17 protein-coding genes and 1 other RNA gene are annotated in these 26,062 nt (G+C 56.2%); 2 read left to right on the top strand and 16 right to left on the bottom strand.

What is annotated here, in order from left to right; translation table 11 throughout:
- Positions 1-109: 109 nt before the first annotated feature.
- From JT718_RS12870 to rnpB, 15 genes are all read right to left on the bottom strand, one after another.
- A complete protein-coding gene (locus tag JT718_RS12870) occupies positions 110-1,012 on the bottom strand; it encodes an FRG domain-containing protein (protein WP_205503113.1) in 903 nt (300 codons plus the stop codon).
- A 71-nt stretch (positions 1,013-1,083) separates the two neighbouring features.
- Positions 1,084-1,959: a hypothetical protein gene (locus tag JT718_RS12865; RefSeq protein WP_205503112.1), complete on the bottom strand. Its 876-nt coding sequence runs from the start codon at positions 1,957-1,959 to the stop codon at positions 1,084-1,086.
- Between the two features lie 128 nt (positions 1,960-2,087).
- Positions 2,088-5,030 carry an FAD-binding and (Fe-S)-binding domain-containing protein gene (locus JT718_RS12860; protein WP_205503111.1) on the bottom strand — a complete coding sequence of 981 codons (2,943 nt, stop codon included), beginning with the start codon at positions 5,028-5,030 and terminating at the stop codon, positions 2,088-2,090.
- A gap of 1,033 nt (positions 5,031-6,063) precedes the next feature.
- Positions 6,064-9,024 (bottom strand): outer membrane beta-barrel protein, encoded by a 2,961-nt coding sequence (locus tag JT718_RS12855; RefSeq protein ID WP_205503110.1) that lies wholly within the window; start codon positions 9,022-9,024, stop codon positions 6,064-6,066.
- Between the two features lie 704 nt (positions 9,025-9,728).
- Positions 9,729-10,724 carry an alpha/beta fold hydrolase gene (locus tag JT718_RS12850; protein ID WP_205503109.1) on the bottom strand — a complete coding sequence of 332 codons (996 nt, stop codon included), beginning with the start codon at positions 10,722-10,724 and terminating at the stop codon, positions 9,729-9,731.
- Between the two features lie 97 nt (positions 10,725-10,821).
- Positions 10,822-12,153, bottom strand: a complete 1,332-nt coding sequence (locus JT718_RS12845) for a PQQ-dependent sugar dehydrogenase (RefSeq protein ID WP_205503108.1) — start codon at positions 12,151-12,153, stop codon at positions 10,822-10,824.
- 361 nt (positions 12,154-12,514) lie between these two features.
- A complete protein-coding gene (locus JT718_RS12840) occupies positions 12,515-13,402 on the bottom strand; it encodes a phytanoyl-CoA dioxygenase family protein (protein ID WP_205503107.1) in 888 nt (295 codons plus the stop codon).
- Between the two features lie 342 nt (positions 13,403-13,744).
- The gene (locus JT718_RS12835) at positions 13,745-14,848 is read right to left on the bottom strand and encodes a chorismate mutase (protein WP_205503106.1); all 1,104 of its coding nucleotides are present in this window, start codon (positions 14,846-14,848) and stop codon (positions 13,745-13,747) included.
- Positions 14,845-16,038: a pyridoxal phosphate-dependent aminotransferase gene (locus JT718_RS12830; RefSeq protein WP_205503105.1), complete on the bottom strand. Its 1,194-nt coding sequence runs from the start codon at positions 16,036-16,038 to the stop codon at positions 14,845-14,847. Before JT718_RS12830 ends, JT718_RS12835 begins: the two co-directional genes overlap by 4 nt.
- 1 nt (position 16,039) lies before the next feature.
- Positions 16,040-16,933, bottom strand: coding sequence for a prephenate dehydratase (locus JT718_RS12825; RefSeq protein WP_205503104.1), 894 nt, complete (start codon positions 16,931-16,933; stop codon positions 16,040-16,042).
- Between the two features lie 355 nt (positions 16,934-17,288).
- Positions 17,289-18,362, bottom strand: coding sequence for a serine hydrolase domain-containing protein (locus JT718_RS12820; protein ID WP_205503103.1), 1,074 nt, complete (start codon positions 18,360-18,362; stop codon positions 17,289-17,291).
- Between the two features lie 134 nt (positions 18,363-18,496).
- On the bottom strand, positions 18,497-19,132 hold the full coding sequence (locus tag JT718_RS12815; protein WP_205503102.1) for an START domain-containing protein: 636 nt from the start codon (positions 19,130-19,132) through the stop codon (positions 18,497-18,499).
- A 117-nt stretch (positions 19,133-19,249) separates the two neighbouring features.
- Positions 19,250-19,876, bottom strand: coding sequence for a carbonic anhydrase family protein (locus JT718_RS12810; protein ID WP_205503101.1), 627 nt, complete (start codon positions 19,874-19,876; stop codon positions 19,250-19,252).
- Positions 19,877-19,892: 16 nt separating this feature from the next.
- Positions 19,893-20,786: a bestrophin family protein gene (locus JT718_RS12805; RefSeq protein WP_205503100.1), complete on the bottom strand. Its 894-nt coding sequence runs from the start codon at positions 20,784-20,786 to the stop codon at positions 19,893-19,895.
- Between the two features lie 157 nt (positions 20,787-20,943).
- An RNA gene (gene rnpB / locus JT718_RS12800) (RNase P RNA component class A) lies at positions 20,944-21,399 on the bottom strand.
- A 276-nt stretch (positions 21,400-21,675) separates the two neighbouring features.
- Between rnpB and JT718_RS12795 the strand changes: the two genes are divergently transcribed.
- Entirely contained in the window at positions 21,676-23,526 is a 1,851-nt protein-coding gene (locus JT718_RS12795; RefSeq protein WP_205503099.1) for a pyruvate kinase, read from the top strand.
- 715 nt (positions 23,527-24,241) lie between these two features.
- Here the strand turns inward: JT718_RS12795 and JT718_RS12790 are convergent.
- Positions 24,242-25,198: a Smr/MutS family protein gene (locus JT718_RS12790; RefSeq protein ID WP_205503098.1), complete on the bottom strand. Its 957-nt coding sequence runs from the start codon at positions 25,196-25,198 to the stop codon at positions 24,242-24,244.
- A gap of 194 nt (positions 25,199-25,392) precedes the next feature.
- Here JT718_RS12790 and JT718_RS12785 point away from each other — a divergent pair, with 194 nt between their 5' ends.
- Positions 25,393-26,058, top strand: a complete 666-nt coding sequence (locus tag JT718_RS12785) for an acetoacetate decarboxylase family protein (protein WP_205503097.1) — start codon at positions 25,393-25,395, stop codon at positions 26,056-26,058.
- Positions 26,059-26,062: the final 4 nt, after the last annotated feature.

Raw genomic sequence — 26,062 nt, 5'->3', positions numbered from 1 at the left:
TATCAGTAACGATAAGGGCTATGCGCTGTGGCCAATAGGAAAACTTCTGATTGTTTGGGTGCTCGGAGTTTATAGCGCAACTGTGCTCTAGTTCGGAAGGTACCTTAACTTATGACTCCCCACGCATTCTTCTTCCAACAGCATTAGAGAACTCAATCCATTCGTTCGTCAATTGATTGTCGAAACTCCAATGTAGGGACCTCGCGAAGCCATCCAAGCCAGGATAAAGCGTTGCTGCAGTAATATTCATTAACGACAGGTCTTTTCTTATCTCTTTATGTATTGATTTTGGTATCCGCACTTTCAAGAGCGCACAATCATCAATGTCTGAAAACTCCCTGATAGCCTTTACCTTTGGCAAGTCCTTTCGTAAAGGATAAAGAGTAAGAGATAAGTTGTACTCAAAAGTTTGTGCTATCTCGAATGGGACGGCAAAGAGCCCTTGTTGAGCCGCTAATCTTTCATTGTAAGAATCTGGCTCTGCAATAATAACGAGGGGGCTTAGCCGTCCTTCAGTTATCGCATGATCACAGAAAGCAGATGTACCAAATTTGAATTTACTGTCTGCTCCCAATCTATATTCAGCCTCTTTTCCCTTTCTATCAATCAATTTTCTATTAAGGCAGTAAACAGCAGCGTCTGTTGTTGTCGACTCAACAGCAAAAAAGATCGCAACATAAAAAGAATGCGACAAGTCTAAAAGCCTGCTTGGACCTCCAAAGTGCTGAATAAGCGAAAACCATTCTAGTAGCCTACTGTTGTTGGGAACTCGACTCAAGTAACTACTTGCCCTTTTCCTAAACTTTTCCAAAAGCACCTTTTCGATTTCCGCAGTTGCTCTTGTATCATAACCGCTTCTTGACGCTGAACGCTCTAAAGAAGTAGACAATTTCCATGAATAATCCCCTTGACCTCTAAAAACCCAATCGTTTAAGCCTGATAATACATCTCTAAGATCAGCCCATGATTTTGCGTAATAGCTACAAAAAGTATTTTCGAATTCTTTTTCCATTATTAGAGTGGTCTATGATGGCAACTAACGGTTGAGCATAGGCAGTAGCGTCCCACAGGATGCTATTGCTTTTAAGTTTTGTTGGCATTAGTATTTATTCTTCTTTTTAGCTGGTCTTCCAAAATATTTCGGCAGTCATAAACGGCTAAAGACTTATTTTCCTTTAGGTAGTCAGTCAAAATTTTCGAGAATAATTCCATGAAAATACTAGGTAATTTACCAAAGAAAACTTCTATAACCTTACTAGTAAGAGGAATAGAGTTTATCATTGAATCTTTAATATTCATAATAGATGAATTTGATTCATAAAGGTCTTTACCTGCTTTTTCTATTCTTTTAATTGTATTAGTAGTTAAATTGTTATTTAGTGATATTTCATTATGCGCTTCCTTATAAAAGCCAAACTCTTTACTTTCCAAAACTTTAAACAACCGTTCTATATCAATTTTATTTATATCATACTTTAAAACAGGCAATTTGGAATTTACAATTTGAACAGACTTTTCAATTGCATTGATAGGTACTGCAATCTCAGGATTTAGATTATCTAAGTTTCCAAACAATTCATCTTTAAAGATTTGAAGAATACTGGATTTCGTTTCCATTGCAAACAATAGATTCGATAATCTATAAGCTGCCCTTGAATAATTCTTCTTATCAATATTTGGATGATAATAAGCCATTAACTCGTTGACTTTTTCAATAGCACTATGCCATTTTTCTTTGTCCGAAACAGTAACAAGACCTTTGATTAGTTTGGTATTTGAATCTTTTGGGAAGTCAAAAGAAAGAATCTTATCTACTCCCGAAATTGTTATGGCAGAAAAAAATATGTGAGGTACATCAATTTGTGGTAAGTCGCCTTTCAGTTCGGGAAAGTTGAGAACTTTGTTAAAAGCGTCTAATCCTCCAAGTTCATATGGAGTTATGATTATTTTTCTGCTCATCTTTATTAATATTAATGCCAATTACTGGACAAACGGAGTGAGTTCCGGTTATCGGCTCTATAGTCGGAGGTAATTAATACCACTTGTTTTGGGGCTGTTTTCACCAAAACAGCCCAAAACAGAAAACTCTACCTCAACGCCTCATACAACACCTCAATCGGGTGTTGCGCATCTCTGCCGGTACCGTCGTGGATTTGGTGGCGACAGCTGGTGCCCGGGGCGGCGATGATGACATCGGCGGGTTGTTGGCGGACGGTAGGAAAGAGCACCAGTTCGCCAACTTTCATGGAGACCTCGTAATGCTCGGCTTCATACCCGAAGGAGCCGGCCATGCCGCAGCAACCCGATGGAATGACTTCTACCTTGTAGTTGGCCGGTAAGCTCAGCATCTGCTGGGTGTACAGCACACTGGAAAGCGCCTTCTGGTGGCAGTGGCCGTGCAGTTTAATCAGGCGGGCCTCGTCTTTGAAGAGATCCTTCTCAATGTTCTTGTTCAGGATTTCACGCGCAATGAACTCATCAAACTGAAGGCAGTTGATGGAAAGCTTTTTGGCGTCTTCCAGTTGGTCTTCGTCTACCAGATCAAGGTACTCATCACGGAAGGAGAGGATACAGCTGGGTTCAATGCCTATGAGCGGCGTATCTGAAGAGATCAACTTGTGCAGCATGGCCACGTTCTTCTGAGCCAGCTTCTTGGCTTCGCGTACCAAACCCTTAGACAGGTAGGTACGGCCGCTTTCTTCGTGCTCGGGTACCACTACCTCATAGCCCAGTTTCTCCAGCAGCAGCACCGCTTTAATACCAATAGGCGTGTCATTGTAGTTAGTGAACTCGTCGCAGAACAGGTACACCTTCTTCTTGAACACCTTGCACTCTTTCAGTTTCTCTTGCTGGTGCTTCTTAAACCAGCTGCGCAGCGTGGTTTTGTGCAGCAACGGCAAGGTGCGCTCCGGCGCAAAACCTACGGCTTTCTTAAAGGCTCTGGCCGTGAAATCGTTTTTGAAGAGCAGGTTGTAGGCACCCGGCAGGAGCGAAGCCAGTTTGTTCGCGTTATTGAAATTAGAGATGAGGCGCGTACGGAACGGAATTCCGTTGGCATCATAGTAATGCTGCAGGAACTCGGCCTTCAGCTTGGCTACGTCTACGTTAGAAGGGCACTCAGACTTGCAGCCTTTGCAGGAAAGGCACAGATCCATGGCATCCTTGATTTCTTCATGGTCAAAGCGGTTGGCTTTAGGTGAGCGGGTCAGGAACTCGCGCATCACGTTGGCCCGTCCGCGGGTAGTGTCTTTCTCATTGCGGGTCACCATATAGCTAGGGCACATGGTACCGCCTGTGAGGTGCGTTTTGCGGCAGTCGCCGGAGCCGTTACAAAGTTCAGCTGCTCTGAGTACGCCCCCCGCCTGGCTGAACTTGAACACCGTGTGAAACTCCGGGGTCTCCTGTCCGGGTTCATAGCGCAGGAAGGTGTTCATAGACGGCGTGTTCACAATCTTGCCCGGGTTGAAGATGTTGGCCGGGTCCCACACGCGCTTCACTTCCTCCAGCAGCTTGTAGTTCTCGTCGCCAATCATGAACGGGATAAACTCACCGCGCAGACGACCATCGCCGTGCTCGCCACTCAGAGAGCCGCGGTACTTCTTCACCAAGTGGGCAATCTCGGTGGCAATGTCCCGGAACAGCTTATTGCCTTCCTCGGTCTTCAGGTCAATGATAGGCCGCAGGTGCAGCTCACCGGTACCCGCGTGGGCATAGTGCACGCAGTACAAGCCATACTGCTCCAGCGTGAGGTTAAACTCCCGGATGAACTCAGGCAGGTCTGCCACATCTACGGCAGTGTCTTCAATGACCGCCACTGGTTTGGCATCTCCGGGGATGTTAGACAACAACCCGAGGCCCGCTTTCCGAAGTGTCCAGACTTTCTTGGTGTCAGCGCCCAGTACCAGCGGATAGTGGTAGCCCAGTTTATTTACTTCTAAGTCTTTCACCAGCGCGTTGGCTCTTTCCTGAATAGCGGCCTGGGTGTGATCGGTGAATTCCACCACCAGAATAGCGCCCGGGTCACCTTTCACGAAGAAGCGGTTCTGGCTCTGCTCAATGTTAGTTTTGGTACACTCCAGCACGTAGTGGTCCATCAGCTCACTCGCACTTGGGTGATGGCGCAGCGCCACCAGGTTGGCCCTGAGGGATTCATCTACGGTCTCGCAGTGAATACACAGCAAGCCAATTTCCTTTGGTGGAAGCGGATCTGCGTGTAGTTTGATCTCGGTAAGGAACGCCAGCGTACCCTCAGAACCGGCAATCAGTTTACAGAAGTTGAAAGGCTCTTTGCCCTGGGTGAACGGCTCGGTTTCCAGCAGCAGGTCAATGGCATACCCGGTGTTCCGGCGCTGGATGCTTGGCTTCGGAAATTCCGCGCGGATGTTCTCCTGCGTAGGCTCGTGGCTCAGCATGGCCTTGGTGGCCTGGTAAATACGTGTTTCTAAATCACCGGAGGTATTCTCGCCGCGACATTTGGCTTCAAATTCTTCCAGGGTCAACGCCCCGAACTCCGCCTCAGTACCATCGCTCAAAATAGCTTTCACGCTCAAGAGGTGCTCCCGCGCGCTGCCGTACACAATAGAGTTAGAACCGCAGGAGTTGTTACCCACCATGCCGCCAATCATGGCACGGTTAGCGGTAGACGTCTCCGGCCCGAAGTACAGGCCATGCTGCCGCAGGAACATGTTTAATTCATCACGTATCACACCCGGCTCCACGCGTACCCAGCCTTCAGCAGGGTTTACTTCCAGAATCTTAGTGAATGTTCTGGATACGTCCACCACAATGCCGGCTCCCACTACCTGGCCCGCCAAAGACGTACCCGCCGTACGCGGAATCAGCGAGGTGCCTTCCAGCCGGGCGAATTTAATTAAGGTTTTTATATCCTGCACCGTAGCCGGGAACGCCACCGCCAAGGGCTTCTCGCGGTACGCCGAAGCATCGGTGGCATACAGGGTGCGGTAGGTATTGTCTAGGTGCAGTTCGCCTTCCAGCTTGCTGGCAAGGTGCAGTAATTTCTCTGGACTCATGTGCGTGGGGCGGCTCCGCACCAAACAGGTGAAAGGGAAGGCCGCGTAAAAACTCAGAACTTGGAAGAAAAGGGGCGGTAAGGCCGCTCAGGCGTAGCGTGCGCCAGTAGCAACGGACAAAGCCACCCCTTTTCCCTGAAACCCGAATGTAAGGCGAACCGGGGGAAAGTCAAAAACGATTTTGGCCCGTTTTACAACTTCTGAAACCAGCGGGTGTGCCAGTTATGAGTCCTGAGTCTTGAGTTCTGAGTTCTGAGTCTTGAGTGGGAATTTGTTCTTGGGGCTTTTGAGTGGGGCAGTGGTAGGAACGTAGAAAGTGCTAGGAACGGATCAACCCACCCCTAACTCCTCCCAGGAGGGGAATTCCTGGAGTGCGTGATGACCTTTCTACATCTTCACCTTAAGCCCCTTCAAGGAAGGATATAAAGAGGACAAGAAAATGCACCTACAAACGCTGAGATACCATCATGCGTTACCATGCAACAAAATTCCCCTCCTGAGAGGTAGGGCCGTTAAGTTCTACACAAAGCCTTAAAAGGCAGAAAAGTCCATTGCCAGTCTGACCTATTTTGAGGCTATTGCCTCACTGATTTGCAAACTTCAATTCATTTTAGGTCCAAGTTGAAAACTTGAACCATGCATATTTTAGAACTTAACGGCCCTACTCCCAGGAGGGGAATTCCAGGAGTGCGTGCTTTCCTGTGTAATCATCTCCCAAGGCCTCCTTGAAAGAAAGGAACGAAGAGGACAGGAAAATGCACCTACAGACGCCAGCATACCATTATACGCCACTATGTAACAAAATTCCCCTCCTGGGAGGGGCAGGGGTGGGTTTAACGTTCCCACTACCTTCCCCCAAATTCCTAACTCAAGACTCAGGACTCAGCACTCAGCACTCAGAACTACCACTCGACCTCATAGTGTCCGCAGGTCCTACGAGTGTCTCAATTGCTCCTCACCCCCTAAAAACAGTTTTGGGCCTCTTTTCTGGAAAAGAGGCCCGAAACGAGGGAACGCTAAGAAACGCTGCGGCTTAGTTGCGGCCCCCGCCGGGGATACCGCCGCGCGGACCGGCTGGCATGCTGCCCCCGCGGGCCGAGCCAAACTGGCGCAGGTTGTAGTTGAAGCTCAGCATGAAGTAGCGGCGCAGCACGGTGGTCTGCACGTCTTCAATGTAGGCGTTGGTGATGTTCCGTTGGATGCTGGTGTTCTCGCCCAGCAGGTCAAAACCCGACAAGCGGATCTCGGCCTGACGGTCTTTCATGAACTTGTAGCCAATGCTCCCGTTCCACAGCATGAACGTAGGGTCAATGCCCGCCGAGAGGCCGCCGTTGTACTGGTGGTTCACCTCAGAGGTAATGTTCAGGCCTTCCCAGATCACCCAGTTCACCCGCACCAGGCTGCTCTGGTTGTAGTAGTTGTTGTTCTGGGAGGTCAGGAAGCTGTATTTCACGTGGTTGTAGTTGGCGTTGGTAGACACCAGAAAGTCCAGGTTCTCGCTGATGTTGCTGCTGATCACCAGGCCGCCGCCCAGGTTGGTGGTCTGGGTGTTGTTCTCCACAAACCGGAAACCAGTGCTCCTGTCGGCGTACAGAGAAGGGGAGTTGGTGAACGTGGCGTTGGCGTTGAGGTTCAGGTTAGACTTGATGAACGGAATGGGCAGGCCGTAGTTGAGGAACGACCGCAGGCTGTACTGGCCTTCCAGGTTCACGGGTCTGGACAATTGCTGTCCGCTGGCCAGCCGGATGCCGGTAGGGGTGAGGATGGACTGGTTGTCCGTGTCAGCTCCGCCGGGCGTCTGGTTGCTGCGGTTTCTGATGCCGTTGCTGATGGTGCTGGTGCCTATGTAGTCCTGGGCAAAGGAACCGCCAAACACGGCGAAGAACGAAGAAGACCTACCCGGGTTGGCCGCCGAGTACCGGATGTTGAAGTTATGGTTGAAGCTCTGCCCCAGGTTAGGGTTGCCCTGGCTCAGCAAGGTAGGGCTAGAGTAGTCCACGGCGCTCTGCAGCTGCTCCACGCTGGGGGTTTGCGAACGGCCCATGTAGAACACCCGTATGTTGCGGTCTTGGTTAAAGTTGTAACGCAGCATGGCAAACGGCAACACGTTGTGGTAGTTGCGGGTAGTGTCAATAGGGGTGGGGTAGAGCTGGTCGGTGGAGAGCTGCAGCCACTGGTAGCGGGCGCTCAGCATCAGCTGGAAGTCTTTGGTGTTGTAGCGCCAGCCCCCGCCCAGTTCCTGGGTGCGGGTCACGTTGTCTACCGTGCTGCTCTGGTTGGTCACCAGGCTGTCGTACTGCTCGGTTCTGGGCCGGAACTGGAACGTGCGGCGGTCGCCGTCTGAGTTGCTGTAATTGGTGCCGTAGGTCAACTGCAACTGCGTGTTCTGCGACAGGGGCTCGGTGTAGTTCAGGTTGGCGCCCATGGAGAAGCCCTTGTTGTCCAGGTTAGACGACAGGTACACCAAGGAGTCATCGCCCTCGTTCACCAGGTCTTTCAGGTACGAGATGTTGGAGCGGCTGTCGCCTTTGTTCTGGTTGTAGCCGTTGTTAATATCAATGCTGAACGTGCGGCCCCGCTTGGCAAACGCGTGGCGGTACAAAATGCTGTTGTTGAAGTTAAACCCGGTAAGGTCTGAGTTGAACAGGTTGTCAAAGTTGTTGATCAGGAGCCGGGCCGACTCATCTGCCGTACCCACCGACAGGCGCGAGTTGGTGAGGCTGGAACCGTCGTTCTGCTGGAAACTCAGGCGCGGCCTGATGATGATGGAATTGGCGCTGTCAATGGTGTAGGTGAGGCGCAGGTTCAGGCGGTGGTTCTGGTTTCGGGCGTCTGAGGTACCGCCCTCGCGCACGTCATAGGCGTCTTCGGTGTCAATGCCGAACTGCCGGAACGCCGAGTAGTTGTAGTCGTTGTTGGTGTGGTTGAAGAAGTAGCTGCCCTGCACGTCTACCTTTTTGCCCCACTTGTCCAGGTAGTTCAACCCGATGGCGTTGGTGTTGGCAATGCCGTTGCTGGTGTTCACCAGAAAGTCGCCGGTGTTGTTGCCACCCCAGCCGCCGCCGCCGCCGCGCGGACCACCACCGCCCCGGGGGCCACCGCCGCCGCGGTTTCCGCCGCCCCGGCTAGAGGCGCTGGCCACGCCCACCAGGTCCTCAGAGGAGAAGTTCTGCTCGTTCACGTTGTTGCTGAGGCCCACAATGGAAATGCGCTGGTCGCCCTTGAAGCTGTTGAGGTTGCCGCTGACCCGGTACCGATTATCCGTGCCCACGCCCGCGCTGAAACGCCCGAACTGTCCGGTCCTGAACTCGGGCTTGGTCACAATGTTGATGGTTTTCTGCTCGTTTCCGTCAGAAAAGCCCGTAAACTGGGCCTGGTCGCTCTGGCGGTCGTACACCTGTATTTTGGCGATCACCTCGGCGGGCAGGTTTTTCAAGACCGCGTTGGGGTCTTCCCCAAAAAACTCCTTGCCGTCTACCAGCACGCGCTGCACCCGCTCGCCCTGGGCCTGCACCTGTCCGTTCTGGATGGTGATGCCCGGCATTTTCTGGATGAGGTTCTCGGCGTTGGCATCGCGGTTCACTTTGAAGGCCGCCGCGTTCATCTCAGAGGTGTCCTGCTTCTGGATCACAGTGGCGGCGCGGCCTACTACTTCCACTTCTCTGAGCCGGGTGGCGCCCTGCCCTAAGGTAAGGGTGCCCAGGTTGATGGGTGCACCGGTGGCCGTGAGGGGGCGGTACAGATCGGTGAAGCCCAGGTACGACACCTTCAGGATAAAGCGGCCATTTCTGACCCCGGCAATCTCAAACCTTCCTTCCAGGTCAGTGGCGGCCCCTTTGTATACCGTGGAGTCCTGTGCGTTCAGGAGGGCCACCGTGGCCGCAATCAGCGGAGAGCCGCCGCCTACCGCCTGCCCGCTGATGGACGTGGTCTGGCTCCAGCCCAGAAAGGAAAGGGTGAAAAAATAGAGAAAAAGTAGAGGTATTTTTTTCATTTGCACATTGGTTTCAGCTTAGACTGTATTGCCTATCCTTGGTTTAACGGCCCCTGAAAAAATCCATGCCACGGCTTGCTTTCAGGAAGGAGCCGTGGCATGGATGGTAGGGTAAGCAGGTAGAAGTGGGTGCGGGAATCTTGGGTAATCTGCCCTTGTACGGAGTAGCGTGATTTTCCTCCCGCTTGCGGCCTGCCCGCGGGGGTTGCCTGCGGACTCTGCCTGCTAAGTGGTGATCTGCTGCTTTTTCAAGGGTGCGCACTAGCGGCGCTGGTTGAAGTTGTTGGTGAGAACACCAACAACGGGGGCGTTCTTGGGTGATCCTATCACGGCAGAACAAACACCACGGTGATAGCGGCTCTGGTGAAAAAGTTGTTGGTGATAACACCAACAACGGGTATAAACACCAACAACGGGTATAACGGGGTATCCTAATAAACGACGGTAACCCAACTACAGAGGTAACCCCAGCAAATGAGATAACATTTGCAACGACGTACAAGCAGCGTTACCCCTTTTCATGATTCCTTCCCGCGCGCGTAAGTTTCCGCAGGTTTCCGCCGCTTTGGTGGTCTACAGATTGCCGAACCCCTCAACTCCAACCAGTGCTTGGCTAGCGACCAAATGACTTAGTCTTTTAGAGCCGTTTTCTGAAAATCAGCCCTAAAACGGTTGGAGAGAAAGAGCTGGAATTTGGGCCTGGCTTACTGTTTCAGGAAGGCCAGCAGGGGCTGAATGAACCGGTCATAGGCCTCAATGTGCGGCAGGTGCCCCACGTTGTTCAGCTCCACCAGTTTGGCGTTGGGAATCTTCTGGGCGGTTGCTTTGCCCAGGGCCGGATAGTTGCCCAGTTTCTCCCGTACGGCGGCCGGGGCGTTGGCCTTGCCCAAGGCGGTGCGGTCGCGCTGCCCGATGAGCAGGAGCGTGGGCATTTTAAGCTGGCTGAACTCATAGACCACGGGCTGGGTGAAGATCATGTCATAGGTGAGGGCGGCGTTCCAGGCAATCTGGGGGTAGTCGGGGCCCACGGTCCAGCCGGCCAGCAGGTCAACCCAGGGGTCGTATTCGGGCTTCCACTGGCCGCCGTAGTAGTTGTCCAGCTGGTATTTCCTGATGCCGGCCTGCGTCTGCTTCAGCTCGCCGGCGTACCATTTCTCCACGCTCTGGTAGGGCACCCACACCTTCCAGTCTTCCAGCCCAATGGGGTTCTCCAGGATGAGCTTCTCGGTCACCTGGGGGTACATGAGGGCAAAGCGGGTAGCCAGCATGCCGCCCATGGAGTGCCCCAGCACCGCCGCTTGCTGCACGCCCAGGGTGTCCAGGAGGCTTTTGGTATTCTGCGCCAGCATCTGGAACGAGTACTGGATGGCCTGCGGTTTGGAGGACTTGCCAAACCCAATCTGGTCTGGGATGATGACGCGGTAGCCGTTTTTAGCCAGGTCTTTGGCGGTCTGCTCCCAATACGCGCCGTTAAAGTTCTTGCCGTGCAGCAGGAGCACCGTTTTGCCGTTGGCTTTCTGCGGCTTCACGTCCATGTAGGCCATTTCAAAGTTTTGCCGCTGCACCTTTACCGGGTGAAACGCCACCGGGAAAGGGTAGGTGTAGTTGGTGAGTCTGGCATCCAGGGGTTTTAGTTGCGCCTGCAGCGAGGAGGCAGTTAGCGTGAGTACCAGCAGGAAGAGGAATGTAAGCTGTTTCATTTTTTAATTCGGTTTACCTTCTGGGCCAGAAGGAAGGGGTTTTGGGTTGATTTTTATAAAAAGGGCCCTGAAACGGGTCGGCGTGCACCGGCTTGGCTTACTTGGCGGCCACCCGCCAGATGGTGTTGGCCGCGTCATCGGCGACCAGCAGGGAACCGTCCTGCAGCACGGCCAGGCCCACGGGCCTTCCGTAGACCTTACGGCTGTCCTCCTCGGCGATAAAGCCGGTCAGGAAATCCTGGGGCGGGCCGCTGGGCTTGCCGTCCTGGAAGGGCACGAACACCACCTTGTAGCCCGCCAGCTGCGAGCGGTTCCAGGAGCCGTGCTGCCCAATGAACGCGCCGCCGCGGTACTTGCCCGGAAACGCCGACCGCTTGTAGAACGCCAAACCTAGCGAAGCCGTATGGGCGCCCAGCGAAACGTCGGGCACCAGGGTCTTTTTCACCAGGTCGGGGCGCTGGCCGGCCAGGCGGGGATCTTCGTTGGGGCCGAAGTAGGCGTAGGGCCAGCCGTAGAAGCCGCCTTCCTTAACGCTGGTCAGGTAATCGGGTACCAGTTCATCGCCCAGTTCATCGCGTTCGTTCACGGCGGTCCAGAGGGTGTGCGAGTTGGGGGCCCAGTCCATGCCCACGGGGTTGCGCAAACCACTGGCAAAAATCCGCTCGCCGGTGCCGTCTGGGTTGATCTCCAGGATGCAGGCCCGCCGCACCTCGTGTTCCATGCCGTTTTCGCCGTTGTTGCTGCCCGAGCCCACCGCTATATAGATCTTGGAGCCGTTGGGGTGCGCGATGAGGTTGCGGGTCCAGTGGTTGTTGTAGCCGCCGGCGGGCAGCTCCAGGATCTTCTCGCCCTTGCCCCGGAGCTGGGTTTGGCCCGGTTGGTAGGGGTAGCGCCACAGGCCGTCGGTATTGGCCACGTAGAAGTAGTTCTGGAGCACCAGCATGCCGAAGGGTTGGTTGAGGCCCCGCAGGAACGTGTAGCGCTCCTCGGGCACGCCGTCCTGGTCTTTGTCGCGGAACAGGGTAATGCGGTTGGCGCTGCGGTTCATGTTCTGGGATTTGTCCATCCCCGATTTTCGGGCTTCGGTTCGCTCTTTGCCCCGCTTGATGGTTTCAGCCTCTGAGACAAAGATATCGCCGTTGGGCGCCACGTAGATCCAGCGCGGATTGCGCAGCCCTTGGGCGAATTTGTTCACGGTGAAACTGGCGGGGGCCTCCGGGGTTTTGCCGGCGGGCCAGCCGATGACCTGGCTGTAGTGCTTAACCTGGTGGGTGGTGTCGGGGGGCGGCAGGGGTACGCTGGCGGCGGCCGCCGATCCGGCCTGGCCCGCACTAGCCCGCCCATTTTCCTTTTTGGTGGAGGGGTTACAGGAAAAGAAGAAACTGCCGGCCACCAGCAGGGCCACCGGTATTCTGGTAAGTGGTTTCATGAAAGGATGCAAAGATTGTCACGTGCTGTGGTATATACGCAGGTTTTGGGGTAATACGGTTTCTGCCGGCCACAGGCTTCCGGGTTTAGATGAAATTCCGGTAAAATATGCCCGTATCGCTTCCTACGCCCTGGTTCAGGGATTTTCCCGTACGCTGAAGCGACCGGATGCTAAGGGACTCGGCCCCGTTGGGCCGCAGAAAGTGTCCCAAACTTACGGCTTCCTCTCACCTTTTGCCAAACAGGTTTGGGTGACTACCGGTAGGTTCAGCGCCAACCAAGGCCTTTACGGGAAAAACAGCAACCGCCCGGGGCTATGCTAAGAAAGCCCCGGGCGGTTACTTAAAGGGAGGACCTGCGCATTACGCTTCGCCCATCATCAGCCCCTCAATGGTGTGGGCCTGCACAATGGGTTCCAGGTGGTCTACCAGCCGGTAGGTGAGGTGCCGGATGACGTTTTGGGGCAGTTTTTCGTAAAATGCGCGCGAAAGCTGCAGGTCGTGGCGCTCGGCGTTGATGCCGCCGGGAGCGTCTACCCCCAGCACCAGCGCTGGCCGGGCCTGGTCTGAATGGTTGGCGGTGCCCCGGTGGATGGTCAGGGCCGACCGGGCCGAAATGTCGCCCATCTGGGGCATCTTGCGCTGGGCTCTTTCCTCGTAGCGCCCGTACAGCGTTTTGGGCGGGAACATGCCGTGCTCAAAGCCGGTGGGGAGGTCCCACTGCGTGCCCGGCGCTATCTCAAACGGCCCCATGTTTTCCTTCACGTCTACGGTGGTGAGGTTAAAGGCCAGCGAGTTGAGCCGCCGCCCCAGGATGGTGTCCTCGGGGGCGGGGAAATCGCGGTGCCAAGGCTGGTTCACGGCGCCGGGGTTGGGCACGTCAAAGCCAATCTCCACAATCTTGTAGTCGGGGCCCAGCACCGCTTCGCACACGGTGGTCACCCAGGGATGCGTGACCAGGTCTACAAAACCCCGGATGTTCTCCGGATGGATTTCCACGTAGTGCCGTTTGGGGCCCCGGCCCACCGCGCCACCCGGCCGCTGCAGGGCCGCTTCGTACAGGGCCAGAATATCCTCGTGCAGCTGCTGCACCCATTCGCGGCTAAACGCGCCCTTCAGCCCGATAATGCCTTCGCCGTAGATGCCGCCCATGATCTGCGCAAGGTCATACTGCGGCGAAGCCAGGCTGGTGAACGTACCTTGATAATCAGCGATGCCTTCCGTGGCCTGCTCTTTCCAACTGTTTTCCATGTCTTTTTCCCAAATTAGCCTCCTTTCAAGAACGGGCCGGGAAGCGTTTTGTTCACCTGAAAGGCCGCCCGCCCCGCGGCAGCACGCTGAAAAGGAGCTGTTTTGGCGAAAAGGGATGAAAAACAAGGCCGCCTGGACTACCAACCCCTGGACAGGGACAGGAGCAACCTGCGCTCCCAGACGGCGGCGCCCCTTGCGCCACTCAGGGGGCCAGAAACACAAAACCCCGGCTTTTGAGCCGGGGCTTTAGAGGTGTTATGAAGAAAACTTTGGTAAAACTCGTTGATGCGTGGTTACCCTTTTCTCACCGGGCCAGAGGCCCATTCTTCCCTCTCTTGTATGTTATAAGGCAACTTTGGCGGGTTCAGCGGCTGCCTGGATGTGCAGCGAGTGCTGGTGGATCTCCTGGAAAATGGCTTTCACGAACACTTCTTCCAGGCCTTCGCGGGCGGCGGCTTTCAGGCGCTGCTCCATCACCTGCTCCCAGCGGCCGGTTTGCAGCAGGTTCATTTTGTTTTCCTTCTTCAGGAGCCCGATCTGCTTGGCCACCGCTGACCGGCGCGACAGCACGTTGATCAGTTCATTGTCCAGGTAGTCGATCAGGTTACGGAGCTCGCTCAGTTCTTCCTCGTTCTGGGTGGAGGTAACCGGAATACGCTCAATCTCCAGGGAACCCAGGAGCTGGGCCAGCCCCTGCGGAGTTACCTGCTGGGAGGCGTCGCTCAGGGCCACGTCTGGGTTGCAGTGGGTCTCAACCATGAGGCCGTCTACCTGCAGGTTCAGGGCCTCCTGGCTGATCTGCTGCAACAGCGAGCGCTTGCCGGCAATGTGGCTGGGGTCGCAGATCAACGGAATCTCGGGCAGCAGTTTCTTGAACTCGTAGGCCATGTTCCACTTGGGGTGGTTGCGGTACGGGCGGCTGTCAAAGGAGGAGAAGCCCCGGTGAATGGCGGCCAGGTCGGTGATGCCGGCGCGGTTGAGGCGCTCCAGGGCTCCCAGCCACAGCTGCAGGTCGGGGTTCACGGGGTTTTTCACCAGCACGGGCACGTCTACGCCTTCCAGCGCATCGGCAATCTCCTGCACCGAGAAGGGGTTTACCGTGGTGCGGGCACCCACCCACAGCACGTCCACGCCTTGCTTGAGGGCATCGTTCACGTGTTCGGCGGTGGCTACCTCGCAGGCGGTGAGCAGGCCGGTTTCCTCTTTCACGGTCTTCAGCCATTTCAGGCCTACTTTGCCAATGCCCTCAAACGCCCCCGGCCTGGTGCGCGGTTTCCAAATACCAGCCCTGAAGATGGTTACTTCAGGTACGGCCTGCAAGCCCCGGGCGGTGGCCAGCATTTGCTCTTCGCTCTCGGCGCTGCAGGGGCCGGCAATGATCAAGGGTTGTCCATCCGCACGCTTGAAGATGGTGTTAGAAGACAGGGCTAAAGGTTTGGTGCTCATAAGGAAAGTTCGGCTTGGGCCGAGGTTAAATGGGTTGAAATTCTGGTTGTTGCTTCTTCAATCTTGCTTTCTGGCAGGCAGAGGGAGATGCGCAGGTACCGCTCGCCCTGGGTGCCGAAAATCTTGCCGGGGGTCAGGAACACGCCTGCCTCGTAGAGGAGTTCGTCCAGGTAGGCTTCCACGTCGGTGACGGCCTCGGGCACGCGGGCCCAGACAAACATGCCTACCCTGTTTTTCTGGTACGAACACCCCAGCAGGTCTAACAGTTCATACACTTTCTGGCGGCGCTGGGCATACACCTGGTTGCGCTGCTGGTGCCAGGCCGGCGGGTTGGCCAGGGCCTTTATGGCGGCGTGCTGCACCGGCAGGAACATGCCCGAGTCCAGGTTGCTCTTGACCCGCAGCACGCACTGCAGGTAATCCTGGCGGCCCAGCACCATGCCCACGCGCCAGCCCGCCATGTTGTGCGACTTGCTGAGGGAGTTGAACTCCAGGCAGCATTCTTTGGCCCGGGGCAGCGACAGCAGGCTGAGGGGCTGCTCCTGGGGCAGCACCAGGCTGTAGGGGTTGTCGTTGGCCAGCAGGAAACGGTGTTTCAGGGCCAGGTCTACCAGCTGTTGCAGGGCGTCGGCCGTGGCCTGGGCCCCGGTGGGCATGTGCGGGTAGTTGATCCACATCAGCTTCACGTCCTCGGCCTGGAGCAGTTGCTCCAGTTCCTTGTGGTCGGGTAGCCAGCCGTTTTCCTCCTTCAGCGTGTAGAAGATAGGATCGGCGCCTACCAGGCGGGCCGCCGCCGCGTAGGCCGGGTAGCCCGGGTTGGGCACCAGTACCCGGTCGCCGGGGTTCAGGAACGCCATGGACACGTGGAAGATGCCTTCCTTGGAGCCCATGAGGGGCAGGATCTCCTGCTCGGGGTCCAGGTCCACGGCGTACGTTTGCTGGTACCAGGCCGCAATGGCCTGCCGCAGCGGGGCAATGGAGTTGTAGGGTTGATAGCCGTGCACGCCGGGGCGCTGGCTGGTGGCCACCAGGGCTTCTATGGTCTGGGCAGATGGGTCCAAATCGGGGTCGCCGATGCCCAGGTTGATGATGTTGCGGCCCTGAGCATTGAGAGCACGTACCTCGGCCAGCTTGCGCGAGAAGTAGTACTCCTGTACCTGTTGTAACCGGTGGGCGCTGGGGATGATCATACTATACTAATTCGGGTTGGGCCTTTAACACATCTGATAAGCAACCGGCCAGGCGGTCTTGCGGAAGCGGCGCCTCGGCTTTGGGGTACAGGCCCAGCACCTGGTGGTTGGGCGATACCGTCTGCAGCGCCGCAAGCAGCTGCGTGATGCAGCCGGCCTCATCGCCTTCCATCTCCAGCACCCAATCCTGGGGCTGCCCGGGGTTAGTGGAGGGCAGGGGCTGCAGCATGGTGAGTTCCAGCTGGCAGGTGTCCAGCTTCTCCAGCACGTTTTCCAGGGAGAACTTTACCACCGGGTACGGCAGGAGCAGGGTGGCCTTGGTGGCTACCTTCTGGGGGCGCTGGCGCGAGAGCACCACAAAGCGGGTGTAGTTCTCCACGTCATTGGCTACGTTCTGATGCAGCACCTGCAGGCCGTAAAGCTCCGCAGCTTTGCGGCTGGCAATGGCAGCCACGCCGGTGATCTGCTCTTCTTTGAGCAGGCGGGCGGTGTCTGCGGTGTCTGCGGTTTCCTTGGTGCTCACGCCCGCCCACTGGTTCAGGTAATCGCAGCACTGCAGCAGGGCAATGGGGTGGGACCACACCTGCTGAATGTCTTCCAGGTTCTGGCCAGGCAGGGCCATCAGGGTCTGGTCTAACAGCAACCAACGCTCGGCGGTCACTGAGAAGCCGTACTCGGCCATGAGCCGGTAATTGGGCAGGAGCGGACCCGCCAGGGAGTTTTGCACGGCCATCACCGCGTAGTCGGCCAGGCCTGACTCCAGCGCCTGGCACAGCTCCGGGAAGGAGGCGCAGGGGATGGTGCTGAGCGGTGCGGCCGGAAACAACTGTTTGGCGGCGGTTTCATGGAAAGAGGCCGGACCTCCCTGGATGGCGATTTTTAAGGTTCTGTTCATAACGAAAAAAGCCCCGCTTCTGGCGGGGCTCTGAGGTTTTTCTTATTTGTTTAATCAACGCAAAGTCTTACCTGTTGAGCCCCGGATGAGGTCCAAAAAAGTAAAAACCGTAAAAGTAAGAATTGCGCTGTAGCATTGCCTTGGTGTAAGTATGCCCAAACATACAAGGTGTCCTTTACACTTCCAAACTATTTGGCAAAATATTTTACTAAATTCTAATAAAACACTTGTTAGTTTGAAAAATTATAAGTAGAAGCAAACAGTAGTTAGGAATTTCTTACCAATTCTCTCTGGTTTTGGGCCTGTTTTCAGGAAAACCGCCCCAAAACGGTCAAAAGGGCAGGGGTAACCTCGCTTACCGGGTGAGGGCCGGCAATTGCCAGACCAACGCACTCTCCAATTGGAAGGGGGCATGGTACAGCACGGTTTGGAGCAGGCCGGGCAGCAGGTGCGGGTTGTCGGCCAGGTTAGAGAAAGCGGTGATCAGTACTTCCTCACGGGGCAGGCTCACCACCAGGTGGCTGAAGCCGCTGCTGTTGCCGGTATGGCAGAGTTCAAGGTCGCCGGTGGCGCGTTTGGTGAAAAACCAACCCATGCCGTAACACCTGTCCGTGCCGGGCTGGACGGGGGCGTGTACCCGTTGCAACAGGGAAGGCAGGTCCACCAAGTTGCCTTGCAGCAGGGCCTGGTGCCACAGCCGGTAGTCGTGCAGGGAGGTGTAGAGACAGCCGTCGCCCCGGGTGGCGCTGCAGGGGCTTTGGTCAGCAGCTATCACGCGGCCGCTTGCCTCGCGGGCATACCCCAGGGCCCGGTGCTGGATTTCGGATGGGCGGTGAGGGTGGTACAACCGGGTGCCCGCCATGCCCAATGGCTGGAAAATAGCCTCCCGCAGAAAATCACCGAAAGGTTTTTGGGCCACTTTTTCTATAATAAGGCCTAACAGCACGTACCCCGTATTGCTGTACCGGAACTGACTGCCGGGGGGGAAGTAGGGCCCCGGCTGGCGGGCCGTAATCTCAAGCACCTCGGCATCGGTGACCTGATAGGGGCGGGTGGGGGCCACCTCAGGTTCGTAGTCGCGCAGGCCCGAGGTATGGGTGAGCAGGTGCTGCAGCGTGATCTGCTGCCCCAGTTCGCCCAGTTGGGGGAAGAAATCGGCAAAGCGGCTCTGAAACGAAAGGGCTCCGGCCTGCTCCAGCAGCGCAAGGCCCACGGCCGTGAACTGCTTGGTGAGCGAAGCCATCCGGAAGTTGCTCTGAGGGCCAATCCGTTCGCCGGTAAGGGCATTGGCCCACCCAATGCTCTTTTCATACAGCACCTGTCCCTTCCGGGTCACCGACACGATGATGCCGGGCGCCGAAGGGGCGTACACCGCTTCAAGTTCCTGGTCCAGCGCGGTGGCCAAGTTTTGTGGCAACGTTTCTTTCATGCGTGAAAGCTACGCAATCTACGGAAACCGAAAAACCGGGACCACGCTCCTAATAAAGAAGGTGTTCCCGGTTTTGGGCAGTTTTTCAGAAAATCGGCTAAAAACCGGCAGCGCAGGAATGCCTCCTTGGTAGCTTAGCGCCGAGGGTTGGTAAACCGGCTGGCCAGGATCTGTCGCAGGTTCTGGAACGTTTTGTGGGGGCCGGTGGCCACGGTTAGGTTCACCAGCCAGGCTGGTACCGTGCCGCCGGGGTTCACGCTAAAGGTGTACTCCACCTTCACTTTCCTGTCAGTAACGGGGGTGATTTCCCAGACCGCCAACGAGGTGGGAATCCGCACGAAGCCGGTTTGCCGGGGAAGGTATCCGGTCACGCTTTTCACTTCAACCCGTGCGGGCTTATGGGCCTGCACCGGGAAGAACACCGCCTCCACCACCATGTCGCGGTCGGTGAGGGGCCAGGGCAGGTCGGCTTCGGTGTAGTAGACCAGGCGGTTGTCGCTTAGTTTCTTCAGCAGCCTGGTTTTTCGGTTCAGGTACACCCAGTCCTGGTGGCGCTCCACGTCTTTGAGCAGGTTCACCAGCAGCTGCGGCGTGCCGGGCAGTTCGCAGACCACCTTTATCTGTTTGTAGGCGTCGTTGGCCAGGTCTTTGGTGTAGACCGCAATGCCGTCGGTGTCTTTCCTGAGTTCCCAACGCTCCTGCGCCTGGGCCACCGGGCCGCACGTCAGGGCCCAGCAGACCAGCAGCAGGCCTAATCTCCATCTTTTCATGCTTCTCATGCTTCCGCCGCTTCTCCTTGCTAGAACTCCTTCTGCGCGACAGTCTCCTAAACGGTTCCGGCCCCTTATTATTGCCGTAGGCCTGCAGCCCAGGCTCTCCGCTGAGGCTTAGTCTTCAAAAAAGGTGACAACGCCGGTTTCCACGTCATACACGCCGCCGGCAATCTTGAGGGCGCCCTCGCGTTCCAGCTCGGCAATGATGGGGCTGCCTTCCCTAACTTGCTGCATGGTGAGGTGCACGTTGAGCTCGGTGACTTTGTCTACAAACGCGGCGTTGTTGCCGGTGCGGTCTTCCTGCACGGTGGTTTCCTGGTCAATGGCGGGCTGAATCTTCTCCAGCAACCCGGTAAGGTTGCCCAGTTCTACCTGGTTGCAGGCCCCGGTTATAGCGCCGCACTTGGTATGCCCCAGCACCAGAATCACCTTGGTGCCCACCACCTTGGTGGCGTACTCCATGCTGCCCAGAATGTCCTGGTTGAGCACGTTGCCCGCAATACGGATGCTGAAGATGTCTCCCAAGCCCTGGTCAAAGATCAGCTCGGCAGAGGTTCGGGAATCCATGCAGCTCAGGATGGTGGCAAACGGAAACTGGCCTTCTTTGGTCTCGTTCACCTGCTGCAGCAGGTTGCGGTTGGCTTTCAGGTTCTTTACAAAGCGGTCGTTGCCTTCTTGCAGGATCTCCAGCGCTAACTCAGGTGATAATTTGCTTTGGGTTTCTTTGGAATGGGTGTACATGGTGTGTTAGAATAACTTATAACAGGTAAAAGCCCTGGGGCTCCACGGGGCCGGGAACCTGTGGTTCGCCCAGCAGTTGCCGCAGGTTAATCTCTATGGTGCGGGCAATGGCCGTTACCGGGGTGTCATTGGGCCGGTTGCGGAACGGGTCCTGCAGGTGAAAGGCGGCTTTCTCCAGCAAAAAGAACACCGACGACAGGATGATCAGCAATGGCATCTCAAAAATAAGCGGTATTTCCTGAAGTGAAATAGAAAGCATGACCACAAACAGGTAAATGGAGAAATGCAGGAACATGCGGTAGGTCTTGGGAAACACGGTGCTGTTGATGCGCTCGGCCCGGCCCATGGCGTCGCAGAGCCGCACCAGGGTGGCGTCTAGCTGCACGTGCTTGAACGTGTCCAGCTCCTGGGCCTGGTACAGGCCTTTGATGTCCAGGGCGTTTAATTGTATGATGCCCAAGGGTTTGTTCTGGTGGGCGGCCAGTTGCTGCAGCTCCTGGGCAGACAGGTAAGGCTCCAGGCCCTCCAGCGGGTTCTGGCCCCGCAGCGCCTGCCCCAGCGCATAGCACCACCCAATTTGCCGGTAGGCCAGCGTTTTGATCATGGGGTGCGAGGTATTGGGCAGAAAAGACTGCAACTGCACCAGAAAGCTGCGCGAGTCGTTCACAATGGCGCCCCACACCTTGCGGGCTTCCCACCAGCGCTCATACGACTGGCTCATCTTGAACGACAGTAGCACCGTAATGGCGGTCCCCAGAAACGCTGGAATGTTGCCGGGCATCACGGGCAGTTTGCTGCTGAAAAGGGCGGCCAGAAAGTGCGCCGCCAGGCCCGTAATGATGATAATGCCCAGTTCCCGCTTGATTTTACCCAGAAGATACTTGAAGGGTATTCGTTTTTCTAAAAGCATAGGCTAACGTGTCTGCTTTTCTCATTGGCGCCGAAGCGCTTTTTAAGACGGCTATACGGGGGCAAACGGCGTTTTGGTCAACCTGGTCAGTATTTATTCCGGAAAAAACCGCAGAAAAAGGCCGTGAGAAGCAGGAGGGGGCAACGGGAAAAATAAAAAAATCAGCAAGCCTGTAAGCCGGGTTCTGTCCTCCGCGGGCGCGGATGGCTTATCATTTATCTAGGCCCGTCCTCACGGAGGGGCTCCATCAACCTACCCACTGACATCGGACGAGCAGCCCTTAGCCCTGCCCTGGGGCAAGGCGCTGTCAGCCTATTTGGTCTTTCAACTCCTGAGGTTTACCCAGCCGGACTGGTCACCCAGCCGCTGGTGCGCTCTTACCGCACCTTTTCACCCTTACCCTCGGTAGTTGTCAGTTAACAGTTATTCGTTATTAGTAAAACTAACAACTACCAACCATCAACTAACAACTAAAGTGGGCGGTTCTTTTCTGTGGCACTGGCTGTCACCTGGCCGTCGCCCGCCAGGTGCCTTCCCGTTAGGAAGCAGGATGCTCTCTGTTGCCCGGACTTTCCTCTCCGCCCAAAGGCGCAGCGATAAGCCGGCTTGCCGATTTTTTACAAAGGTACAGCTTTCTGCCCTAACCTGCGGCATGCGCCGGGGGCTCATTTTAGGGCTGTTTTCCCGGAAAGAGGCTTAAAACGGGTGCGGGCTGCTTTTCTGCGGCCTGCCGGTCTTCTTGGTGGTTCATTGTTGGTGGTTCGTGAATCCTTTTTCGGTCTCAAATCATACACAGGCCGGCGCGGCCCTTGGGCAGTACTTGGAAAACAAGAAGAGATACTCTAATCTAAAATGCTTAAAAGCAGTATCTAATGCTAGAACTACTGCTATGGAGAAGATGACGGAACACGCCTTGGAGAACCTGGTAGCGCAGGTGGAGGTGCTTTTACAGAAGGCCGCCGAACTGGAGCAAGCCTATGCCCCGCAGGTGGCCAAGGTACACCCCGCCTTTGAGGAAGGCAGCCGGAACCTGCTGCACTACCTGGCCCTGCGCAAACAAGACATACGGGGGCTGCAGACGCAACTGTCGGGGTTGGGGCTATCCTCGCTGGGCCGGGCCGAAAGCCACGTGCTGGCCAACCTGGTGGCGGTTAAGAACCAATTGCGGCTGCTCCTGGCCCACCTGACGCAGACTACCCCGCAGCTTGCGCCTTTCCTGCAAACCAACAACCATCTCCAGAACCACATTGCCGCCCTGCTGGGAGAACCTTCGCCCGGCCGGGAAGGACGCATCATGGTGACCTTCTCGGCTGACCTGGCGGAAGATTACGGGTTGGTGCGGGACCTGCTCAAAGCCGGCATGAACTGCGCCCGCATCAACTGCGCCCATGACGATAAAACCGTCTGGGAGAAAATGGTGCGGCACATAAAGCAGGCAGAGGCAGAAACCGGACAGCCGTGTAAAATCCTGTTTGACCTGATGGGGCCCAAACTGCGCACCGGGGCCCTGGCGCCGGGCCCCAAGGTAATGGCCATTCACCCCAGAATAGACGAAGTTGGGCAAATGCTGGCGCCGGCCAAGGTGTGGTTGGTGCCTGAAACCGCCCCAAACGGGCTCAGTGCCGAAAGCCTGCCGGTGCCCGCCCAGTGGCTGGCGCAGGTAGAGGAGGGCGACCAGATCCAGTTCCAGGACACCCGCCGTAGAAAGCGGAAAATCATTGTGATCCAGAAAAAAGCCGAGGCCGTGTTGGGGCACCTGTTCAAGTCGGCTTACCTGAGCACCGGCACCCCGCTGCACCTGGTAAAGAAAACCGGCCAGCGACACACCGCCCGGGTGGGGGAGCTGCCCGCCATGGTCATCCCGCTCAACCTGAAGCAGGGTCAGGAGATCCTGCTGCACCGCGAACCCATTCCCGGCGGGCCGGCCCGCTACAACCAACAAGGAGAGCAGCTGGAACCGGCCCATATTTCCTGCACCCTGCCCGAGGTCTTTACCCGGGTGAAGGCCGGCGAGCCCATCTTGTTTGACGACGGCGAGATTGAAGGCGTGATAGAGGAGGTAACCCCAGATTTTCTGCGCGTGAAGATCACCGCCGCCGAGGAGGCCGGCAGCAAGCTGAGGCCCGACAAAGGCATTAACCTGCCCGAAAGCGACCTGCAGCTGCACAAGCTCACCGCCAAAGACCGCGAAGACCTGGCCACCGTGGTCCAGTACGCTGACATCGTGAACCTTTCCTTCGTGAACCACCCCCAGATGGTGGAGGAGCTGCAGCAGGCCCTGGCGCAGCACCAGGCCCAGCACCTGGGCGTGATGCTTAAAATAGAAACCAAGGCGGCCTTTAAGAACCTGCCCCAGCTGCTGCTCACGCTCATGCGCCAGCACCCCGCCGGCATCATGATCGCCCGCGGCGACCTGGCCGTGGAGTTGGGTTGGAAACGACTGGCCGAGGTGCAGGAAGAAATCCTCTGGATTGCCGAAGCCGCCCATTTGCCGGTGGTCTGGGCCACCCAGGTGCTGGAGAAACTCACTAAAAAGGGCCGGCCGTCCCGCGCCGAGATCACCGATGCCGCCATGGCCCAGCGCGCCGACTGCGTCATGCTCAACAAAGGTCCCTACATCGTGAAATCAGTGGCCATGCTGGATGACATCATGAAACGCATGCAGGAGCACCAATACAAGAAAACTGCCCTGCTGCGCATGCTACGCGTGTCAGAGATTGACGCACGGGTGAGTGAGTGAGTGAGTGAGTGAGTGAGTGAGTGAGTGAGTGAGTGAGTGGCGCTTTCAGTGGGCAAAAGTGGCTTGTTTTGGTCTATAGCATTTGAACACTTGCTTTCAGCAGATAAAGGTGGTTTGCTTTTGTCTAAGCGGTTGAGTTCCTGCTTTCAGTGGGTTTAAGTGCCTTGCTTTTAATAGGCTGGGGCTTGCTTTCGCGGGCTGATGTGCCTTGCTTAGTATTAAAATGGCATAAGGATAACTGCCAGGTACTATCCTTCAGCGACTGGGCTGGTTTGGTGAGAAGTAAAACATGTTGGGTCTTCGCAACCATTGGTACATCGCAACCACCATGTCTGGGCAGCCCCCGCGACACCGCTCCATGCTCTCCCCAAACTCCCCACTACATTGTCATCCTGAAATGCACTCCCTAATCTCTCCACCACATTGTCATCCTGAAAGGATCTTGTGGGCCAACTAGAAAAGCGCGCCATTCCCTGGTCTCACCTCTAAACTGCAATGCCTTTTAATCACATCTTGCCAAAAGCATCGGTTTAAGCCCTATGTTTCTGAGCCCTTTTCCTGAATTCAAACTCAAAACTGTAAAGCAAGCGCCAGCTTCCTGCGGTAAGCTCCTCCTTCCCCGCAGGAGCGGCACTGCATAAAAAAAGGAGATGCGCTTTGCGGCCATTCCTTAGAAAACAGGCCCAAAACGCATCTCCTCTAAAAACAAATAAAATTACTTCAGCTGCACCCGGGTGGCCCCGTACCCGAACTTCTCCTTGCGGGCATCTTCAAAGAATTTGATGTGCGGGTTTTTGCTGAGAACCTTCTGGATTTCCTTCTTCAGCACCCCGTTGCCGGTGCCGTGGATGAAGATGATCTCGTGCATGTTGGCGGCCAGGGCGCGGTCCAGGTTGTCTTGGAAAGCGGCAAGTTGCTGGCGCAGAATCTCAGAGTTGCTCATCTTTTTGGGGTCTTCGTGGGGCAGCAGTTTCTCAATGTGCAGGTCTACCTCGTGGTTGGGCACCGCCACCTTGATGTTCTCAGCCTGGGCCGCCGACTCAATCAGCTGCTCCTGAATCTGGTCGGGGTTGACCAGGGAGGGCTTGGAGTCCAGCTGGAACACGTAGCCTTCTTTCTGCAGCACCGGGGCCGTTTTTTTGCTCTTGTAGAACGAAGATGCCTTGAATTTAAGCTTTCGGGTCACGGGCTCCAGCAGGGTGTTCGCGCTGGCTTTGTGTTGCAGGTACTGCACCACCAGGTCGGGCCACTTCTCAAAGTCGTTGAGGTGCAGGTGCGCCACCACTTTGGTTTTCTTAGGCGTGAGTTTGTCGTTGCTCTGGGCGCGGTAGCCTTTGTCGGTTTCCTCGCCGTAGGTGAACAGCAGGTCATATTCAGAGTTGTTCACCAGGTGCACGGCCAGCAGCTCGGGGGTTTGGTGCACCAGCGCCACGTAGATACCGGCCACGGCGGTGGAAGGAACCACGGGAGCCTCTTTCTTCGCCGGCTCCGGGGCGGGGGCGTTCTTAAACATCTGGTCTTCCTCGGGGGCAATGACCACTACCTCGCGGCGCATCACCGGAATGGTGAAGTCATTGTCAATGGCCACCTCTACCAGGTTGTTGTCCAGGAAGCGGGTGATCACACCTTGTTCTTTGCCGTGCATCAGGCGCACGCGGTCTCCTATGTTCATCTTTTTGGGGTCTTTTTGCAAAAATCGGCCGAAAAACTCCCGGCCTCTGGCAAAGATACGCAAAAGAGAACGGAGCAGCGGCGGAAAGCACCAGGGGCGTGTGATGGAACCAGCCAATCAGCGCCCTTTCTCGTGTGCAAGTAACGCCTGCGCCCCGGATTCGTTTAGCAAGGAACCACCCAGCCTCGTTTGCCATGGAATCCTCCTCCTTTGCTGCCCCGCCCCCCTGGACCCTTACCGGCGAAGGTATCGTCTGGCTGTACGCTATTCCCAAAGGGTTTAACCGGCACCACGGCTTCCTGGCCGACTACCAGACTGAGGGGTACGTGGGCAAAATAGGGGCGGTGCTGTACTTCAACTACACTACTTCAGACGTGGGGCCGTACCAGGAGCTGATCTACCTGCCGGGGCTGTTCAGGGTGGGCGGCAAGCTGGCATTCTCTATCTCCAAGATCTACGTTTCTACCCTGGCCAGTGCCAGCAACGGCTGGCAGAACTGGGGCATTCCCAAAGAAGAAGCCGATTTCAGCCTCCGGAAGTCAGATACCGGCGATTTTCAGCTGCAGGTAAGCCGGCACGGGCTGCCTTTCTTTGCCGCGCAGGCCAAGCCGTTCGGACCCGCCTTGCCGGTGACCACGCGGCTGTTTCCGTGGACCCGGCTAGTGCAGCAACACCCCCGGGGCCTGCTGCTCACCAACCCCCAGCTACACGGCCAGGCCCAATTGGCCACCACCCAAACCATCACCGCCGATGCGCGCTTATTCCCGCCCGTTCAGCACCTCAAACCTTTGTGTACCGTTGTGCTGCGCGATGTAAAGATGGATTTTCCGGTGCCGGAGCTGATGGGTAGTGCTTTTTAGTTAG

Origin of the sequence: Rufibacter psychrotolerans (assembly GCF_016924645.1) — a bacterium.
Lineage (GTDB): Bacteria > Bacteroidota > Bacteroidia > Cytophagales > Hymenobacteraceae > Nibribacter > Nibribacter psychrotolerans.
Note: the sequence above shows the minus strand (reverse complement) of the source record. Positions and strands in the feature narration are given on the sequence as shown.

Excerpts from the sequence above, each read along its gene's own strand:
- JT718_RS12860 (WP_205503111.1), bottom strand. The coding sequence starts at position 5,030 with ATGAGTCCAGAGAAATTACTGCACCTTGCCAGCAAGCTGGAAGGCGAA.
- JT718_RS12790 (WP_205503098.1), bottom strand. The coding sequence starts at position 25,198 with ATGAACATAGGAGACCGCGTGCGCCTGATGCACGGCAAAGAACAAGGT.
- JT718_RS12845 (WP_205503108.1), bottom strand. The coding sequence starts at position 12,153 with ATGAAACCACTTACCAGAATACCGGTGGCCCTGCTGGTGGCCGGCAGT.
- JT718_RS12795 (WP_205503099.1), top strand. The coding sequence starts at position 21,676 with ATGGAGAAGATGACGGAACACGCCTTGGAGAACCTGGTAGCGCAGGTG.
- JT718_RS12850 (WP_205503109.1), bottom strand. The coding sequence starts at position 10,724 with ATGAAACAGCTTACATTCCTCTTCCTGCTGGTACTCACGCTAACTGCC.
- JT718_RS12810 (WP_205503101.1), bottom strand. The coding sequence starts at position 19,876 with ATGTACACCCATTCCAAAGAAACCCAAAGCAAATTATCACCTGAGTTA.
- JT718_RS12815 (WP_205503102.1), bottom strand. The coding sequence starts at position 19,132 with ATGAAAAGATGGAGATTAGGCCTGCTGCTGGTCTGCTGGGCCCTGACG.
- JT718_RS12825 (WP_205503104.1), bottom strand. The coding sequence starts at position 16,933 with ATGAACAGAACCTTAAAAATCGCCATCCAGGGAGGTCCGGCCTCTTTC.
- JT718_RS12785 (WP_205503097.1), top strand. The coding sequence starts at position 25,393 with ATGGAATCCTCCTCCTTTGCTGCCCCGCCCCCCTGGACCCTTACCGGC.
- JT718_RS12830 (WP_205503105.1), bottom strand. The coding sequence starts at position 16,038 with ATGATCATCCCCAGCGCCCACCGGTTACAACAGGTACAGGAGTACTAC.
- JT718_RS12855 (WP_205503110.1), bottom strand. The coding sequence starts at position 9,024 with ATGAAAAAAATACCTCTACTTTTTCTCTATTTTTTCACCCTTTCCTTT.
- JT718_RS12865 (WP_205503112.1), bottom strand. The coding sequence starts at position 1,959 with ATGAGCAGAAAAATAATCATAACTCCATATGAACTTGGAGGATTAGAC.
- JT718_RS12805 (WP_205503100.1), bottom strand. The coding sequence starts at position 20,786 with ATGCTTTTAGAAAAACGAATACCCTTCAAGTATCTTCTGGGTAAAATC.
- JT718_RS12840 (WP_205503107.1), bottom strand. The coding sequence starts at position 13,402 with ATGGAAAACAGTTGGAAAGAGCAGGCCACGGAAGGCATCGCTGATTAT.
- JT718_RS12870 (WP_205503113.1), bottom strand. The coding sequence starts at position 1,012 with ATGGAAAAAGAATTCGAAAATACTTTTTGTAGCTATTACGCAAAATCA.
- JT718_RS12835 (WP_205503106.1), bottom strand. The coding sequence starts at position 14,848 with ATGAGCACCAAACCTTTAGCCCTGTCTTCTAACACCATCTTCAAGCGT.
- JT718_RS12820 (WP_205503103.1), bottom strand. The coding sequence starts at position 18,362 with ATGAAAGAAACGTTGCCACAAAACTTGGCCACCGCGCTGGACCAGGAA.